Consider the following 15,936-nt stretch of genomic DNA (forward strand, 5'->3'; position numbering starts at 1 on the left):
TCCACCACCCGAGCGCACCACCCCCGCACCACCTCCTGAGCACTGCCGCGCGCCCCCCGGGGGCGAGCGCCTCCAGACTTCCACCGAAGGGCACCGGACATGGGACCCCATCCTGCGGTCGCGGCGATACGCCTGGCGGTCCGCCGCGTACTCCACGACGTACTGACCGACCTCGACCAGGCCGCCCGCGACCGGGCCGCACGCGCGACCGACCCCGAGACGGCCGCGACCGGCCCCGGCCGCCCCGCCGGCGGCATCCCCGCCCCCACCTCCGGCGGCGACCGGCGACCCCTCGTCCTCGTCGCCTGCTCCGGCGGCGCGGACTCCATGGCCCTCGCCTCCGCCCTGGCCTTCGAGGCGCCCAAGCTCGGCATCCGCGCCGGCGGCATCACCGTCGACCACGGCCTCCAGCCCGGCTCGGACCTGCGCGCCGGCGAGGTCGTCGCCCGCATGACCGCCCTGCGGCTCGAACCCGCCGAGTCCGTCGCCGTCACCGTGGGCCGCGACGGCGGCCCCGAGGCCGCCGCCCGCGACGCCCGCTACGCCGCGCTCGACGCCGCCGCCGAACGGCTCGGCGCCGTCGCGGTCCTGCTCGGCCACACCCGTGACGACCAGGCCGAGACCGTCCTGCTGGGCCTCGCCCGCGGCTCCGGCATCCGGTCCCTGTCCGGCATGGCGGAGAAGTCCGGCGGGATCGGCTCCGGCACGGCGGCCCCCGGCCGCTACCGCCGCCCGTTCCTGAACATCGACCGCCAGACGGCCCGCAAGGCCTGCATGGTGCAGTCGCTGGCCGTCTGGGACGACCCGCACAACGCCGACCCCGCCTACACCCGCTCCCGGCTGCGCCACGAAGGCCTGCCGGCCCTGGAGAAGGCCCTCGGCAAGGGCGTCGTCGAAGCCCTGGCCCGCACCGCCCAGCTGTCCCGGGACGACGCCGACGCCCTCGACGCCTGGGCCGTCCAGGCCGACCGGACCGTCCGGGACGAGGCCGGCCAGCTGGAGTGCGCCAAGCTCTACGCCCTGCCCCCGGCCGTGCGCCGCCGCGTGCTGCGCCGGGCCGTGGTCCAGGCCGGTTCCCCGGCCGGCTCCCTCTTCGCCCGCCACATCGAGGAAGTCGACCGCCTCATCACCGGCTGGCGCGGTCAGGGAGCGATCAACCTGCCCGGCCGCGTCATGGCCCAGCGGCAGGGTGGCAGACTTGTCATCCGGCAGGGCTGAGTGCTGAACCACGGCCGAGGCCTCCGGGGGAACGTCCGGGGCCGCGGCCGCCAACGAAAGCGATGCGGGTGAACGAGAAGGACATGGGCAACGATCTTGCGTCGGTGCTCATCACCAAGGAAGAGATCGACGCGAAGCTGGCCGAGCTGGCCGCGAAGATCGATGCGGAGTACGCGGGCAAGGACCTGCTCATCGTCGGTGTCCTCAAGGGCGCGGTGATGGTGATGGCGGACCTGGCGCGCGCCTTGTCCACCCCGCTCACCATGGACTGGATGGCGGTGTCCTCCTACGGCGCCGGTACCCAGTCCTCCGGCGTCGTCCGGATCCTCAAGGACCTGGACACCGACATCAAGGACAAGCACGTCCTGATCGTCGAGGACATCATCGACTCCGGTCTGACGCTGTCCTGGCTGCTGTCGAACCTCGGCTCCCGCCAGCCGGCCTCCCTCGAGGTCGTCACGCTGTTGCGCAAGCCCGACGCCGCCAAGGTCGCCATCGACGTGAAGTGGGTCGGCTTCGACATCCCGAACGAGTTCGTCGTCGGCTACGGCCTCGACTACGCGGAGAAGTACCGCAACCTCCCGTTCGTGGGCACGCTCGCCCCGCACGTCTACGGCGGCTGAGCCCCGGCTCGCACCGTGTCCACCCCCCGGCGGCCACCGCCGGGGGGTGGAACGGCCCCCGCCGGCGCGCGCCGGCGGGGAACCACTCCCGCGTTCCCGCCGTTGGAGCATGCGAAGGCCGATTTGTCAGCCGTCCAACCAGGCCACGGGTGACAATGCTGGGGTACCTTCCGAAGAACAGTCTTTACTCACAGCAGCATTTACCTACGGGCAGGAGGGACGGGGCGATCACCGCCCCGTATGGATGGACGTGAAGCGATACTTCCGTGGGCCGGTCATGTGGATCGTGCTGGCCGTCCTCGCCGTGGTCGTGTTGATGAATGTCGTCGGCTCGGGTGGCGGCTACAAGTCGGTTGACACCAGCAAGGTTCTGAACGCGATCAGCCAGAACCAGGTCAAGCAGGCGAGCCTCACCACCGGCGACTCGCAGATGATCAAGATCGAGCTGAAGGACGGCCAGAAGCTCGACAAGGAGAGCGGCAGCAAGTTCCAGGCGAACTACATCGGCGACCAGGGCGTCGACATCGCCAAGGACCTGCAGGCCAAGTCCGACGGGGGCCAGATCCCCGACGGCTACTCCGTGACGCCGGACAAGACCAACCCGTTCCTGGGCGTGCTGCTCTCCCTGCTGCCGTTCGTCCTCATCGTCGTGGTCTTCCTGTTCCTGATGAACCAGATGCAGGGCGGCGGCTCCCGGGTGATGAACTTCGGCAAGTCGAAGGCCAAGCTCATCACCAAGGACACCCCCAAGACGACGTTCGCCGACGTGGCCGGCTCGGACGAGGCGGTCGAGGAGCTCCACGAGATCAAGGAGTTCCTCCAGGAGCCGGCGAAGTTCCAGGCCGTCGGCGCCAAGATCCCCAAGGGCGTGCTGCTGTACGGCCCGCCCGGCACCGGCAAGACCCTCCTCGCGCGCGCCGTCGCCGGTGAGGCGGGCGTCCCGTTCTACTCGATCTCCGGCTCGGACTTCGTCGAGATGTTCGTCGGTGTCGGCGCCTCCCGCGTCCGCGACCTCTTCGAGCAGGCCAAGGCCAACGCCCCCGCCATCGTCTTCGTCGACGAGATCGACGCCGTCGGCCGGCACCGCGGTGCGGGTCTCGGCGGTGGCCACGACGAGCGCGAGCAGACGCTGAACCAGCTGCTCGTCGAGATGGACGGCTTCGACGTCAAGGGCGGCGTCATCCTGATCGCCGCCACCAACCGGCCCGACATCCTCGACCCGGCCCTCCTGCGCCCGGGCCGCTTCGACCGGCAGATCGCCGTCGACCGCCCGGACATGCAGGGCCGTCTGGAGATCCTCAAGGTCCACCAGAAGGGCAAGCCGGTCGCGCCCGACGTCGACCTGGCCGCCGTCGCCCGCCGCACCCCCGGCTTCACCGGTGCCGACCTGTCGAACGTCCTGAACGAGGCCGCGCTGCTCACGGCCCGCTCGGACAAGAAGCTGATCGACAACCACATGCTGGACGAGGCGATCGACCGCGTCGTGGCGGGCCCGCAGAAGCGGACCCGGATCATGTCGGACAAGGAGAAGAAGATCACCGCGTACCACGAGGGCGGCCACGCCCTGGTCGCGGCGGCTTCCCCGAACTCCGACCCGGTCCACAAGATCACCATCCTGTCCCGCGGCCGGGCCCTGGGTTACACCATGGTCCTGCCCGACGAGGACAAGTACTCCACGACCCGCAACGAGATGCTCGACCAGCTGGCGTACATGCTGGGCGGCCGCGCGGCCGAGGAGCTGGTCTTCCACGACCCGACCACGGGTGCCGCGAACGACATCGAGAAGGCCACCGCCACGGCCCGCGCGATGGTCACGCAGTACGGCATGACCGAGCGCCTGGGTGCGATCAAGTTCGGCGGCGACAACACCGAGCCGTTCCTGGGCCGCGAGATGGCGCACCAGCGCGACTACTCGGAAGAGGTCGCGGCGCTGGTCGACGAAGAGGTCAAGAAGCTCATCGAGGCCGCGCACAACGAGGCCTGGGAGATCCTGGTCGAGAACCGCGACGTGCTCGACAACCTCGTCCTCGCGCTGCTGGAGAAGGAGACGCTGGGCAAGGAGGAGATCGCCGAGATCTTCTCGACCATCGTCAAGCGCCCGGCCCGCCCGGCGTGGACCGGCTCCTCGCGCCGGACCCCGTCGACGCGCCCGCCGGTGCTCTCGCCGAAGGAGCTCCAGCTGACCAACGCGGCCAACGGCGTCGCCGCCGGCGCCGGCACGGTCTCCACGGAGAAGGGCATCGAGGTCGCTCCGGAGGACCGCCCCGAGGCGTGATGCCGATCACCGGAATGGATGCCGCGCCCCCCAGGTTCTAGCCTGGGGGGCGCGGCATTTTCGTATGCCCGTGTGAGCGCAGACAGGAACGAGGCAGAGATGACCGACCCAGTGACCCTGGACGGCGAGGGCACGATCGGCGAGTTCGACGAGAAGCGGGCCGAGGCCGCGGTCCGCGAGCTCCTCATCGCGGTCGGCGAGGACCCGGACCGCGAAGGCCTCCTCGAGACCCCGGCGCGGGTCGCCCGGGCGTACCGGGAGATCCTCGCCGGCCTCCGGCAGAAGCCGGAGGACGTCCTGACGACGACGTTCGACCTCGGCCACGACGAGATGGTCCTGGTGAAGGACATCGAGATCGTTTCCTTGTGCGAGCACCATCTGCTGCCGTTCCACGGCGTGGCGCACGTGGGCTACATCCCGGCCGAGAGCGGCAAGATCACGGGCCTGTCGAAGCTGGCCCGCCTGGTCGAGGTGTTCGCCCGCCGCCCGCAGGTGCAGGAGCGCCTGACCACGCAGATCGCGGACTCCCTGATGGAGATCCTCGAGGCCCGTGGCGCGATCGTCGTCGTCGAGGCCGAGCACATGTGCATGTCGGTCCGCGGCATCCGCAAGCCGGGCGCCAAGACCACCACCTCGGCCGTCCGCGGCCAGCTCCGCGACTCGGCCACGCGCGCCGAGGCGATGGCCCTGATAATGGCCCGCTGACCGACCGACCGCAGCGCCGTACGGACGACGAAGGGGCCCCTCACACGCCTGAGGGGCCCCTTCGGCTGCGTACGGGCGGCTCGCGCTCACGCGTCGGCGCGGGCGTGGTCCTTGTCGTCGTCCTCGGGCAGCCGGCAGACGCGCTCCAGGAACATGGCGGCGGCGATGACGCAGGCGCCCGCGAGGACGGCGAAGCCGGCGTAGACGGCCTGGTCGCGGCGGGCCGGGACCTCCAGGCTGTCCATGGCCAGGAAGGCCCCCACGCCGCCGTACATGCCCGCCACGACGGCCGAGACGAGGGCGCTGGCCTGTCCGAAGACCACCGCGCGGGCCGCCATCAGGGGCTCGACGCCCTTGGCGCCGGGCCGGCGCTCGCGCTGCGCCTTCAGCCGGCCGCGCAGCGACAGCGCGGTGGCGAACAGGACCACCGCGATCACGGCCAGCACGATGGGGGCGGCCAGCGGGACGCCGGGCAGGGTGCCGTACGCGTTCCAGAGCTTCGCGCCCGCCCACGACAGCACCCCGGCGATCACGAAGATGCCGGTCAGGACACCCAGCCGCAGTTGCTTCACGTCCCCGATCCCCGCTTTCCGCTCCACTGCCAGCTCACACGCTAACGCTTACTCGGGCAGGCGGAGTTCCAGGTCGGGGCGCGGCGTGACGCCGGCGGTGCCGAGGGCGGCGAGGAGGGCGGTGACGGGGCCGTGGCCGGGGAGCTCGGCGGCGGGGTCGACGTCGTGCCAGGGGGCCAGCACGAAGGCGCGCTGGTGGGCCCGGGGGTGGGGGAGGGTCAGGACCGGGTCGTCCGAGACCACGTCGGCGTACGCGACGATGTCGACGTCGATGGTGCGGGGGCCCCAGCGCTCCTCGCGGACGCGGTCGAAGGCCTCCTCGATGGCCTGGCCGCGCTCCAGCAGGGAGCTCGGCGGCAGGGTGGTCTTCACCACGGCCACGGCGTTGAGGTACGAGGGCTGGGAGCCGGGCTCGACGCCCCAGGGCTCGGTCTCGTAGACGGGGGAGACGGCCTTGACCCGGACGCCGGGGGTGTCGCCGAGGGCGTCGACGGCGCCCTGGAGGGTCTCCATGCGGTTGCCGAGGTTCGAACCGAGCGCGACGACGGCGAGCTTGGGGTTGGACAGGGTGGTGTCCGCGGCGTCGACGGTCTCGACGACGGAGGCGGGCACGGGCTGCATGGTGGGGTCGGTCTGGGGCTGGTTCATGCGCGGCTCCGCGTGATCGTGACGGTCACATCGTCGAAGGGCACGGTGATCGGGGCGTCCGGCTTGTGGACGACCACCTCGACCTGGGCGACGCCCTCGTGCTTGAGGCACTGCTGGGCGATGCGCTCGGCGAGGGTCTCGATCAGGTCCACGGGCTCGCCCTGGACGACGTCGACGACCTCCTCGGCCACCACTCCGTAGTGGACGGTCTTGGCCAGGTCGTCGTCGGCCGCCGCGGGGCGGGTGTCGAGGTGCAGCACCAGGTCGACGATGAAGGTCTGGCCCTCTTCGCGCTCCCGGGGGAAGACGCCATGGTGCCCGCGGGCCTTCAGGCCGCGCAGCGCGACACGATCCACGCGAATCACTCCTGCTTTCGTAGGTTCTTCCGGCCCCGGGACTTCTCCGGAGCCTTGGGCCTACGCCGAGTGCGGTCGGCGTCGTCCACCTTCGAATCTACCTGCGGGAGACGACAGCGCTTGCCCATGGGGGTCAGGAGGCGCCGTCTTCCTCGTCTTCTTCGGCGTCCGTCAGGACGGGAGAACCGTGGTGGGACCACAGGCGCCAGCCCCCGGGTGTGCGTCTGAACACATTCGTGGCGACGACCAGCTGCCCGACGAGCGGGCCGAGTCCACCGCCGTCCTCGGCGGGCCCGCCGCTGAGGATGTTCTCGGTGCAGGTGACGACGGCGGTGTCGCCGATCACGGCGGTGCGGGTGTCCGTGAGGAAGAACTGGATGTAGTCGGTGTTCGCCATGATCAGGGCGTACGAGCGCAGCACCTCGCCGCGTCCGGAGAGCACCGGCCAGCCGGGGTGGACGCAGGAGACCTCGTCGTCCAGCCACATGCCGGACATGCCCTCGAAGTCGCCCTGCTCCATGGCCTCGTAGAAGGCGGTGTTGGCCGTCTCGACGGCGTCGACGTCGCTCTCGCGTCGGGTCACCGGGCGGCCTCGACGGCCCGGGCGACCCGGACGGCGTCGGCGGTGGCCCGTACCTCGTGGACCCGGACGGCCCAGGCGCCCTCGTGGGCGGCGATGGCCGAGACGGCGGCGGTGGCGGCGTCGCGTTCGCGGGCCGGCGGCGGCGCGGCCTCGGCGGTGCCGGCCAGGATGCGGCCCAGGAAGCGCTTGCGGGAGGCGGCCACGAGCACGGGGTGGCCCAGGGCGCGCAGCTCGGCGAGGTGCGCGACGAGGGCGAGGTCGTGCTCGGCCTGCTTGGCGAAGCCGAGGCCGGGGTCGATGACGAGGCGGTCGGGGGCGATGCCGCCTTCGATGACGGCGTCCATGCGGGCCCGCAGCTCGGCGGTGACCTCGGCGACCACGTCGGTGTAGACGGCGCGGCTGTTCATGTCGGCGCTGAAGCCGCGCCAGTGCATGACGACGAACGGCACGCCGGTGTCGGCCACGGCGGGGATCATGCCGGGGTCGGCGAGGCCGCCGCTGACGTCGTTGACGAGTGCGGCGCCTGCTGCGACGGCCTGCTCGGCGACGGCCGCGCGCATGGTGTCGACGGAGACGGTGACGCCCTCGGAGGCGAGGCCGCGGACGACGGGGACGACGCGGCGGAGCTCTTCGTCGGCGTCGACGCGGGTGGCGCCGGGGCGGGTGGACTCGCCGCCGACGTCGACGAGGTCGGCGCCCTGGGCGACGAGGTCGAGCCCGCGCTTGACGGCGGCGGTGGTGTCGAACCAGCGGCCGCCGTCGGAGAAGGAGTCGGGGGTGACGTTGACGACCCCCATGACCGCGCAGCGGTCCCACTCCGGCAGGCCGACGACCCGGCCCCTGGCGGCTGCGCCGCGCATCGTGTTCATACCTCCAAGGGTAGGGCCGGGGCCTTGCGGCGCCCGGCCGGGCCCGGGCCCGGTGGCCGGATGATCCGGCTCCCGGGCGCCGGTCGGGGATCAGGCGACCTGGACCTCGCGCTCGGCGGCGGGCTGGGTACGGGCGTTCGGCGCCGTACCGGGGCGGCCGGCGCTGCCGGTGGTGCCGGCGCCCGTGCCTGCGTCCGTACCGGCGGCCGTGTCGGACGGCTCCGGGGCGGCGGTCAGGTGGGCGCACGGGCGGACCGGCTTCGGGCCGCGGCGGGCGGCGAACAGGCGGGGCAGGGCCAGGGTGACGAAGCCCTCGGCCTGCATGGCGGCGAGCCCGATGCGGGGCAGGTCGCGGGTGGTGCGGAAGACCACGAAGCGGGGCTCCCAGCGGGGGCGGAACTTGGCGTTGAACTTGTAGAGGGACTCGATCTGGAACCAGCGCGAGAGGAAGACCAGCAGGCCGCGCCAGACGCGCAGGACCGGGCCGGCGCCGATCTTCTCGCCGCGTGCGAGCGCGGAGCGGAACATCGCGAAGTTCAGCGAGACGCGCTCGATGCCCAGCTGCGGGCAGGCGGCCAGGGCGGCGACGATGAGCAGCTCGTTCATGCCGGGGTCGGCGGCCCGGTCGCGGCGCATGAGCTCCAGCGACATGCCGTCCTCGCCCCAGGGCACGAAGTGCTGGATGGCCTTGAGGTCGCCGAAGGGGCTGGTGTCGCCCTCCTCGGAGCGGTGGGCGGTGACGATGACGCAGTCGCCGTCGCCGGGGTCGCCCACGCGGCCGAGGGCCATGGAGAAGCCGCGCTCGGTGTCGGTGCCGCGCCAGGCCTCGGCGGCGCCGCGGACGGCGGTGAGCTCCTCGTCGGTCAGCTCGCTGACCCGGCGCACCTTGGTGGTGTAGCCGTTGCGCTCGATGCGCTTGACCATCTGGCGGACGTTGCGCATGGCGCGCCCGGTGAGGGAGAAGTCCTTGACGTCGACGATGGCCTCGTCGCCGAGTTCGAGGGCGTCCAGGCCGGTCTCGCGGGTCCAGACCTCGCCGCCGGTCTCGCTGCAGCCCATGACGGCGGGGGTCCAGGAGTGGGCGCGGGCCTCCTCCATGAAGCGCTCGATGGCGCCGGGCCAGGCCTCGACGTCGCCGATGGGGTCGCCGGAGGCGAGCATGACGCCGGAGACGACGCGGTAGGTGACGGCCGCCTTGCCGCTCGGGGAGAAGACGACGGCCTTGTCGCGGCGGAGCGCGAAGTGGCCGAGGGAGTCGCGGGCGCCGTGCTTGGCGAGCAGCTCGCGCAGGTGGGTCTCGTCGGCGGGGGTGAGCCGGGCGGCCGGGTGCTCGGGGCGGAAGGCGAGGTAGACGGTGGTCAGTGCGGTGAGCATGCCGAGGGCGCCGAGGGAGTAGCCCACGGTCCAGGACACCTGTCCGGAGTAGGCGACGGGGCCCTCGAAGCCGAAGAGGCCGTAGATGACGTGGGTGAGCTGGTCGGCGATGCTCGGCTGGCCCAGCAGGCGCTTGGGGTGGGAGTTGACGATGACCAGTCCGAGGCCGATGGAGCCGGCGCTCATGAGGACGAAGTTGGCCAGCGCCTTCCACCGGCTGCGCGGGTCGGGCAGGGCGTCGAACTCACTCCGGTGGCGCAGCAGCAGCGCGAGGAGCGCGGCGGCGATGAGGACGCCGACGACGGAGTGGCGGTACGTGAACTGCGCCACGGCGCCCGCGGGGAGCAGGACGACGGCGGCCCGCCAGGCCCTGCGCTTGCGGCGCTTGAGGCCGTGGGCGAGCAGCAGGAGCAGGACGCCCGCGCTGATGGCGAGGGCGGCCGCGAACGGGCCGAGGGCGCCGGGGAGGACCTCGGCGAGGGTGTGGATGCGGCTGTGCCGGAACCGCGGGAACACGCCCGCGGCGACGTCCAGCAGGCCCACGACGGTGCATGCCGCGCCGACGAGACGGGGTACGGACTCGGGACGTGGGCCGCGGAGGATGCGGCGCACCGTGCTCGGAACCTGTCCCGACTTATCGCCATCTATCCTGACAGACATCGCTTCCTGCAGCTCCGCGAGAGATCCTGTGACCGAAGGCCACAGCGGCTTCCGGACATGTGCGCCCACTAGGACGGCTCGAGCGGGACGCGGGTTCACTGTTTCCGAAGAAAAAACTCATTCCGCCTTCAGAAAGTCGCTGACTGCATCATGGGTCTCACCAGCAATACGGTCCTGACGCTGGCCATCGTCGCGGGCGTGCTGCTCTTCGTCGCGACCGTCTGGTTCTGGCCGCGGCTGTCGGGCCGCACCTGGCGTGCCGTGTCCGGACGGGTGGGCCTGTTGCTCGCCACGCAGCTCGCGCTGTTCTCGGCGGTGGGCCTCGCAGCCAACAAATCGTTTCTCTTCTACGGTTCCTGGGCCGACCTGTTCGGCCAGGAGACCGAGTTGGGCGTGGTGGTCGACCACTCGGCGGGTGCCAAGGACATCAAGGTCGTCGGTACGCAGAAGCTCGACGTGCCCGGCGGCGGCCGGCCGGCCGTGGGCGGCCAGATCCAGAAGGTGGTCGTGGCCGGGGAGAAGTCGAAGATAACCAGCCCGGCGTACGTGTACCTGCCGCCGGAGTACTTCCAGCCGCAGCACGCCAAGGACGACTTCCCGGCCGCCGTGGTCCTGACGGGCTATCCGGGCACCGCGGAGAACCTGATCAAAGGGCTCGACTACCCGATGAGGGCCTACAAGCAGGCCAAGGCGGGCAAGATGAAGCCGATGGTCCTGGTCATGATGCGGCCGACGGTGGCCCCGCCGCGGGACACCGAGTGCGTGGACATACCCGGTGGACCGAAGACGGAGACCTTCTTCGCCGAGGACCTGCCCAAGGCCATCGGCGAGAGTTACCGCGTCGGCAGCAAGCCGCAGAACCTGGGCTTCGTCGGCAACTCCACCGGCGGCTACTGCGCGCTGAAGATGGGCATCCACTACCCGGGGACCTTCGGCGCGGTGGCCGGCCTGTCCGCGTACTACAAGGCCGCGCAGGACCCGACCACCGGCGACCTCTTCCACGGCGACAAGGCCCTCAAGGCGCGCGCGAACGTGCTGGCCAGCCTGAAGGCCAAGGCCCCGTCCCACACGTCGTTCCTGGTCACCAGCAGCCGGACGGGCGAGGGCAACCTCGCCGACACCAAGAAGTTCATCGCGGGTGTGAAGCGGGGCGACCGCGTCTCGTCGATCATCCTCGACAGCGGCGGCCACAACTTCAACACGTGGCGGCGCGAGATCGAGCCGATGCTGATCTGGATCAGCGGCCGGCTGCAGGCCTGACGGCCGTCCGGTCGCCCGGACGGCCGTCCTGACGGACCGTTCACCCGCGCTGATCAGGGCTCGGCCCGGCGCAGCGCGCGGTGCACCGCCGCCGGGGTCAGCACGCCCAGCACCGTCCCGTCCGGCCCGTCCCCCGCGGCGGTGACCGCGATCCGGCCCGCGTCCTGCTGGAGCAGCAGCGCCAGGGCCTCCCGCAGCGAGGCGCCCAGGGGCAGGCGCGCGTCGGGGAGTTCCGCCCCGTCGGGGACCGGTTCGAGGTCCGCGCGCTCCACCCGCGTCACCGCCAGCCGCTTCAGGCCGCGGTCGGCGCCCACGAAGTCCGCCACGTACGGGGTGGCCGGCGCGGCCAGCACGGTGGCCGGGGGCGCGAACTGCTCGATGGTGCCGTGCCCGTAGACCGCGATCCGGTCCCCGAGCCGGACCGCCTCCTCCAGGTCGTGCGTGACCAGGAGGATCGTCTTGCGCACGGTGCGCTGGAGCGCCAGGAACTCGTTCTGCAGCCGCTCGCGCACCACCGGGTCCACCGCGCCGAACGGCTCGTCCATCAGGAGGACGGGCGGATCGGCGGCCAGGGCCCGGGCCACTCCCACGCGCTGGCGCTGCCCGCCGGACAGCTGGTCGGGGAAGCGGCCGCCGTGCACCGCCGGGTCGAGGCCGACGAGTTCGAGGAGTTCCGCGGCCCGCTCGCGGGCCTCGGCCCTGGGCGTGCCGAGCAGCCGGGGGACGGTGGCCGTGTTCTCCAGCACGGTCTTGTGGGGGAAGAGCCCGACCTGCTGGATGACGTACCCGATGCGGCGCCGCAGTTCGACCGGATCGGTGCCCGCGACGTCCCGGCCGTCGAGCAGGACGCGGCCGGAGGTCGGCTCGACGAGCCGGTTGACCATCTTCATGGTCGTCGTCTTGCCGCAGCCCGACGGGCCCACCAGGGTGACCAGTTCGCCCTCGGCGACCTCGAAGGAGAGGTCCTCGACCGCGGTGGTGCCGTCGTCGTAGCGCTTGGTCACATGCTCGAATCGGATCACGGGCCCATCTTCGCAGTGGGTTCGTGAAGGCCGTGTTGCCCCGGTGCGAAGGAATCTGGCGTTGTCGGCGGCGGGGGTTAGGGTCGTGGTGATCGCTGCGGACGCGGCGCCGGTACGCGCCGACCGGAGGGGGTGGGGGGATGGCCGCAGCACCGAACTGCCTGGTGGCGAACGACTGGATCTGCTGGGAGTACGTGCGCTCGCGTAGCCAGGAGCTGACCGACGCGACGCTGCAGCACGTGTGGATCACCGTGGTCTCGGTGCTCGTCGGACTGGCCGTCTCGGTGCCGCTGGCCCTCCTGGCGCGCCACCGGCCGGCCTTCGCGGGCCCGATGCTGGCGACCACCACGCTGCTGTACGGGATCCCCTCGCTCGCCATGTTCTCGCTGCTGACGCCCGTGTTCGGGCTGTCGGCGTCGGTGGTCGTCACGGGGCTGGTGCTGTACTCGCTGACGATCCTGGTGCGCAACCTCCTGGCGGGCCTGGCGGCCGTGCCGGACGAGGTCCGCGAGGCCGCCCGCGGCATGGGGTACGGGCCGGCGCGGCTGCTGTGGCAGGTGGAACTGCCGCTGGCGCTGCCGACGCTGATGGCCGGGATACGCATCGCGACGGTGTCCACCGTCGCACTGACCTCGGTGGGCTCGATCGTCGGCAGCGGCGGGCTGGGCAACCTCATCGCCCCGGCCGTGCAGAGCTCCTTCCGGGCCCAGGTGCTGACCGCTTCGGTGCTCTGCGTGCTGCTGGCCCTGGTGGCGGACCTCCTGCTGCTCGGCGTGCAGCGGCTGCTGACGCCCTGGGCGCGCGCGGTGAAGGGGGGCTGAGCGGTGTCGGTACCGGTCGGGACGTGGCGCTGGCTGAGCGACGGGGCCCACTGGACGGGGGAGTCCGGGGTCTGGCACCGGCTCGCCGAGCACGCGTACGTGAGCGGGGTCGCGCTGGGGCTGGCGTGCGCGGTGGCGCTGCCGGTCGGACTGTGGCTGGGCCACCTGGGCCGCGGCGGGGCGGTGGCCGCGCAGGTGGCGAACGTGGGCCGGGCGGTGCCGGTGTTCGCGGTGCTGGCGCTCTTCACGGTCTCGCCGCTGCGCAACACCGGGTACCTGCCGACGATCACGGCGCTGGTGCTGTTCGCGCTGCCGCCGCTGCTGACGAACGCGTACGTCGGCGTCCGCGAGGTCGACCGCTCGGTGGTCGAGGCGGCGCGCGGGATGGGGATGTCCGGGCCGCAGGTGTTCCGGCGGGTGGAACTGCCGCTGGCGCGCCCGCTCCTGATGACGGGGGTGCGCTCGGCGGCGGTGCAGGTCGTCGCGACCGCCACGATCGCGGCGATGGTCGGCCAGGGCGGCCTCGGCCGGATCATCACCGCCGGCTTCAGCACGTACAGCACACCGCAGGTGGTGGCGGGCGCGCTGCTGGTGGCGGCCCTGGCCCTGGTGGTCGAGGGGGTGTTCGTGGTGGCCGACCGGCTCCTCGGGCCGTCCCGCCGCTGATCGCGGTGGCCGGCTCCGCTCCACCGTTCCGCGGGCCGCTGCGGCCCCGCGGTCGTCCCGCCGTCCCCGCCGTCCCCCTTGCTACCGGTGTCGCCCCCGTCCCCGCTCCGCCCCCTGTACCCCTTCCGTCGAACGGAGTTTCCCGATGAGCAAGACCACGCGCCTGCTCGGCGCCGCGCTCGGTGTGCTGGCCCTGACCGGAACGCTGGCCGCCTGCGGCGGCGACAGCCTGGAGAAGAGCAGGGCCGCCGGCTCCGCGCCCACGGGCGGCTCGGGCGAGAAGGGTTCGCTGGTGATCGGCGCCGCGGGCTTCACCGAGTCCAACGTGCTGGCCGAGCTGTACGCGCAGCTGCTCGGCGCGGCCGGCTACGGCACGTCCGTCAAGACGGTCAGCAACCGCGAGCTGTACGAGCCCGCCCTGGAGAAGGGCGAGATCGACGTGGTGCCGGAATACGCCGCGACCCTCGCCGAGTTCCTGAACGCCAAGGCCAACGGCCCGGACGCACCCCAGAAGAAGCCCGTCGCCTCGCCGGACGTGGCCGCCACGGTCGCGGGCCTGGAGAAGCTGGCCGCTCCCCTGGGCCTGAAGGTCCTGCCGGCGGGCGCGGCGGTCGACCAGAACGCCTTCGCGGTGAGCAAGGAATTCGCGGCCGAGCACAAGCTCAAGACCCTTTCCGACCTCGGCGCGGCGAAGCTGAAGGTAAAGATCGCGGCCGGCGACGAATGCGCCGTGCGTCCCTTCTGCGCGGTGGGCCTGAAGGAGAAATACGGAATCGATGTCTCCGGTATCGACCCCAAGGGCGTCGGCACGCCGCAGGCCAAGCAGGCCGTCAAGGACGGGGTCGACCAGCTGGTGCTGACCACCACCACGGACGCCACGCTGGAGGGCTTCGGCCTGGTCCTCCTCGAGGACGACAAGAAGCTGCAGAACGCCGACAACGTCCTGCCCGTGGTGAATGCGAAGGACGCCGGAAGTGCGGAGATCGCGGCCGCCCTGGCGAAGTTGACCAAGGTGCTCAGCACGGCCGATCTCGCCGAACTCAACCGCAAGGTCGACGGCGAGCGCGCCAAGCCCGGCGACGTCGCGAAGGCCTACCTCACGGAAAAGGGCCTGATCGCGAAGTAGTGACGGGCCTTGGGGTAACCGCCTGGAAACAGATTGCCGGGCGGCTCCCCCAAGGCAGTGCACGCACTGTAAATTTCAGGCCATGCCACGTGGACGCCACCGCCATTCGCCGCCCCTGCACAGGCTCCTCACCCCCACGACGATCGCCGGTGTCTCGCTCACCAGCGCCGCGGTCGCCTGGCTCCTCGCGGAACCGGTGGCGCTCCGCCTCCTGGTGGCCGCCACCGCCGCCGCCGGCGTCACGGGCGCGGTGGTCATGCGAGGCTGGGACCGCGCGGCCGGCCGTCGCGTCGCGGAACTGACGCGCGAGCGCGTGCGGGACGAGTGGCGCGCCGAGGACCGCATCGCGGAGCTGGAGTCCGACCTGGAGGAGTCCCGGGCGCTGCGCGCGAAGCTGGAGAAGACGCTGCGCGCCAAGCGGGTCGAGCTCGCGGGTCTGCGCGGCGAGCACGCGGCGCTGCTGCGCCGGTACGCGACGGCCGAGACGGAGCGCGCCAGCGCCCTGGAAGGCCGCCGGCTGCTGGCCAAGGCCACCGCGCCCACCGGTCCCGCGAAGGAGCTCCCGGCCCCGTCGGAGGACCGGACGACCGCCGGCGCGCCGACCGCGCTCGGGTACGCCCGGGCGGCCGCGGCCCTGACCGCGCTGGCCCGCAAGGCCGGGGCGCAGGCCGCCGCCCCCGGTGCGGCGCAGGCCCGCGCCGCGGCCGCCCCCGCCGAGGCGCACGCCAGGGCCCTGCCGCAGGCCCCGGCCCCGGCCGCGGCCCTGCCGGCCGCACCCGCCCCCGCCGCCCTGCCCGCCCGCCGTACGCCCTCCGCGGTGGCCCCGTACGCGGCGGCCCGCCGTACGGTCTCCCGCGCCGAGGGCGGCTTCGACTTCTTCGGCACCAAGTCCGCGGCCCAGACCCGCGCCGCCATCGAGGCGGTGCAGAACGAGGACCTCGCCGACGTGGTGGGCGCCGAGGCCCTCGCGGTCCACAAGGCCGAGTCCGCGGAGCCGGAGTTCAAGCCGCGGGCCCCCGAGCACCGGGCGGTCGGCCAGGTCATCGACCTGACGGCGCACGACGAGACCGAGGCCATCGACGTGGCGTCCCTGCGCACCGCGATCTCGTAACGCCCGGCAGAAACATTCCTGCGGACAGCACCCCGGCGGGAACACCC

16 protein-coding genes are annotated in these 15,936 nt (G+C 72.4%); 9 read left to right on the forward strand and 7 right to left on the reverse strand.

The window, feature by feature from the left end; translation table 11 throughout:
* The first annotated feature begins 99 nt into the window (after positions 1–99).
* From tilS to folE, 4 genes are all read left to right on the forward strand, one after another.
* The gene (gene tilS / locus ACIQCH_RS16475; protein ID WP_402581359.1) at positions 100–1,218 is read left to right on the forward strand and encodes a tRNA lysidine(34) synthetase TilS; all 1,119 of its coding nucleotides are present in this window, start codon (positions 100–102) and stop codon (positions 1,216–1,218) included.
* A gap of 62 nt (positions 1,219–1,280) precedes the next feature.
* Entirely contained in the window at positions 1,281–1,841 is a 561-nt protein-coding gene (gene hpt / locus ACIQCH_RS16480; RefSeq protein ID WP_402581360.1) for a hypoxanthine phosphoribosyltransferase, read from the forward strand.
* A 244-nt stretch (positions 1,842–2,085) separates the two neighbouring features.
* Entirely contained in the window at positions 2,086–4,116 is a 2,031-nt protein-coding gene (gene ftsH / locus ACIQCH_RS16485; protein ID WP_402581361.1) for an ATP-dependent zinc metalloprotease FtsH, read from the forward strand.
* A 99-nt stretch (positions 4,117–4,215) separates the two neighbouring features.
* Complete coding sequence (folE, locus tag ACIQCH_RS16490; RefSeq protein WP_402581362.1) at positions 4,216–4,821, forward strand: GTP cyclohydrolase I FolE; 606 nt, start codon at positions 4,216–4,218, stop codon at positions 4,819–4,821.
* 86 nt (positions 4,822–4,907) lie between these two features.
* Here the strand turns inward: folE and ACIQCH_RS16495 are convergent, their stop codons facing one another.
* The 6 genes from ACIQCH_RS16495 to ACIQCH_RS16520 form a co-directional block, all read right to left on the reverse strand.
* Entirely contained in the window at positions 4,908–5,393 is a 486-nt protein-coding gene (locus tag ACIQCH_RS16495; protein ID WP_402581363.1) for a DUF3180 domain-containing protein, read from the reverse strand.
* 48 nt (positions 5,394–5,441) lie between these two features.
* Positions 5,442–6,041: a 2-amino-4-hydroxy-6-hydroxymethyldihydropteridine diphosphokinase gene (gene folK / locus ACIQCH_RS16500; RefSeq protein WP_402581365.1), complete on the reverse strand. Its 600-nt coding sequence runs from the start codon at positions 6,039–6,041 to the stop codon at positions 5,442–5,444.
* A complete protein-coding gene (gene folB / locus ACIQCH_RS16505) occupies positions 6,038–6,397 on the reverse strand; it encodes a dihydroneopterin aldolase (RefSeq protein WP_030199688.1) in 360 nt (119 codons plus the stop codon). Before folB ends, folK begins: the two co-directional genes overlap by 4 nt.
* A 133-nt stretch (positions 6,398–6,530) precedes the next feature.
* Positions 6,531–6,980, reverse strand: a complete 450-nt coding sequence (locus tag ACIQCH_RS16510) for a nuclear transport factor 2 family protein (RefSeq protein ID WP_402581366.1) — start codon at positions 6,978–6,980, stop codon at positions 6,531–6,533.
* Positions 6,977–7,849 carry a dihydropteroate synthase gene (gene folP / locus ACIQCH_RS16515; RefSeq protein WP_402581367.1) on the reverse strand — a complete coding sequence of 291 codons (873 nt, stop codon included), beginning with the start codon at positions 7,847–7,849 and terminating at the stop codon, positions 6,977–6,979. Before folP ends, ACIQCH_RS16510 begins: the two co-directional genes overlap by 4 nt.
* Before the next feature lie 90 nt (positions 7,850–7,939).
* The gene (locus ACIQCH_RS16520) at positions 7,940–9,883 is read right to left on the reverse strand and encodes a phosphatidylglycerol lysyltransferase domain-containing protein (protein ID WP_402581368.1); all 1,944 of its coding nucleotides are present in this window, start codon (positions 9,881–9,883) and stop codon (positions 7,940–7,942) included.
* Positions 9,884–10,033: 150 nt separating this feature from the next.
* Between ACIQCH_RS16520 and ACIQCH_RS16525 the strand changes: the two genes are divergently transcribed.
* Complete coding sequence (locus ACIQCH_RS16525; protein WP_402581369.1) at positions 10,034–11,143, forward strand: alpha/beta hydrolase; 1,110 nt, start codon at positions 10,034–10,036, stop codon at positions 11,141–11,143.
* A 53-nt stretch (positions 11,144–11,196) separates the two neighbouring features.
* Here the strand turns inward: ACIQCH_RS16525 and ACIQCH_RS16530 are convergent, their stop codons facing one another.
* The gene (locus ACIQCH_RS16530) at positions 11,197–12,165 is read right to left on the reverse strand and encodes an ABC transporter ATP-binding protein (protein WP_402581370.1); all 969 of its coding nucleotides are present in this window, start codon (positions 12,163–12,165) and stop codon (positions 11,197–11,199) included.
* Between the two features lie 140 nt (positions 12,166–12,305).
* Here ACIQCH_RS16530 and ACIQCH_RS16535 point away from each other — a divergent pair, with 140 nt between their 5' ends.
* The 4 genes from ACIQCH_RS16535 to ACIQCH_RS16550 all read left to right on the forward strand — a co-directional run bounded on the left by ACIQCH_RS16535 (position 12,306) and on the right by ACIQCH_RS16550 (position 15,889).
* Positions 12,306–12,986: an ABC transporter permease gene (locus tag ACIQCH_RS16535; protein ID WP_402581371.1), complete on the forward strand. Its 681-nt coding sequence runs from the start codon at positions 12,306–12,308 to the stop codon at positions 12,984–12,986.
* A gap of 3 nt (positions 12,987–12,989) precedes the next feature.
* Complete coding sequence (locus ACIQCH_RS16540; protein WP_402581372.1) at positions 12,990–13,652, forward strand: ABC transporter permease; 663 nt, start codon at positions 12,990–12,992, stop codon at positions 13,650–13,652.
* 145 nt (positions 13,653–13,797) lie between these two features.
* Positions 13,798–14,778 (forward strand): ABC transporter substrate-binding protein, encoded by a 981-nt coding sequence (locus ACIQCH_RS16545; RefSeq protein ID WP_402581373.1) that lies wholly within the window; start codon positions 13,798–13,800, stop codon positions 14,776–14,778.
* 82 nt (positions 14,779–14,860) lie between these two features.
* Positions 14,861–15,889: a hypothetical protein gene (locus ACIQCH_RS16550; RefSeq protein WP_402581374.1), complete on the forward strand. Its 1,029-nt coding sequence runs from the start codon at positions 14,861–14,863 to the stop codon at positions 15,887–15,889.
* Positions 15,890–15,936 lie beyond the last annotated feature (47 nt).

This window comes from Streptomyces sp. NPDC093225 (assembly GCF_044753805.1).
In the GTDB taxonomy this organism is placed as follows: Bacteria; Actinomycetota; Actinomycetes; order Streptomycetales; family Streptomycetaceae; genus Streptomyces.

Excerpts from the sequence above, each read along its gene's own strand:
- ACIQCH_RS16525 (WP_402581369.1), top strand. The coding sequence starts at position 10,034 with ATGGGTCTCACCAGCAATACGGTCCTGACGCTGGCCATCGTCGCGGGC.
- folE (WP_402581362.1), top strand. The coding sequence starts at position 4,216 with ATGACCGACCCAGTGACCCTGGACGGCGAGGGCACGATCGGCGAGTTC.
- ftsH (WP_402581361.1), top strand. The coding sequence starts at position 2,086 with ATGGACGTGAAGCGATACTTCCGTGGGCCGGTCATGTGGATCGTGCTG.
- hpt (WP_402581360.1), top strand. The coding sequence starts at position 1,281 with ATGCGGGTGAACGAGAAGGACATGGGCAACGATCTTGCGTCGGTGCTC.
- tilS (WP_402581359.1), top strand. The coding sequence starts at position 100 with ATGGGACCCCATCCTGCGGTCGCGGCGATACGCCTGGCGGTCCGCCGC.
- ACIQCH_RS16545 (WP_402581373.1), top strand. The coding sequence starts at position 13,798 with ATGAGCAAGACCACGCGCCTGCTCGGCGCCGCGCTCGGTGTGCTGGCC.
- folK (WP_402581365.1), bottom strand. The coding sequence starts at position 6,041 with ATGAACCAGCCCCAGACCGACCCCACCATGCAGCCCGTGCCCGCCTCC.
- ACIQCH_RS16520 (WP_402581368.1), bottom strand. The coding sequence starts at position 9,883 with ATGTCTGTCAGGATAGATGGCGATAAGTCGGGACAGGTTCCGAGCACG.
- folP (WP_402581367.1), bottom strand. The coding sequence starts at position 7,849 with ATGAACACGATGCGCGGCGCAGCCGCCAGGGGCCGGGTCGTCGGCCTG.
- ACIQCH_RS16550 (WP_402581374.1), top strand. The coding sequence starts at position 14,861 with ATGCCACGTGGACGCCACCGCCATTCGCCGCCCCTGCACAGGCTCCTC.
- ACIQCH_RS16535 (WP_402581371.1), top strand. The coding sequence starts at position 12,306 with ATGGCCGCAGCACCGAACTGCCTGGTGGCGAACGACTGGATCTGCTGG.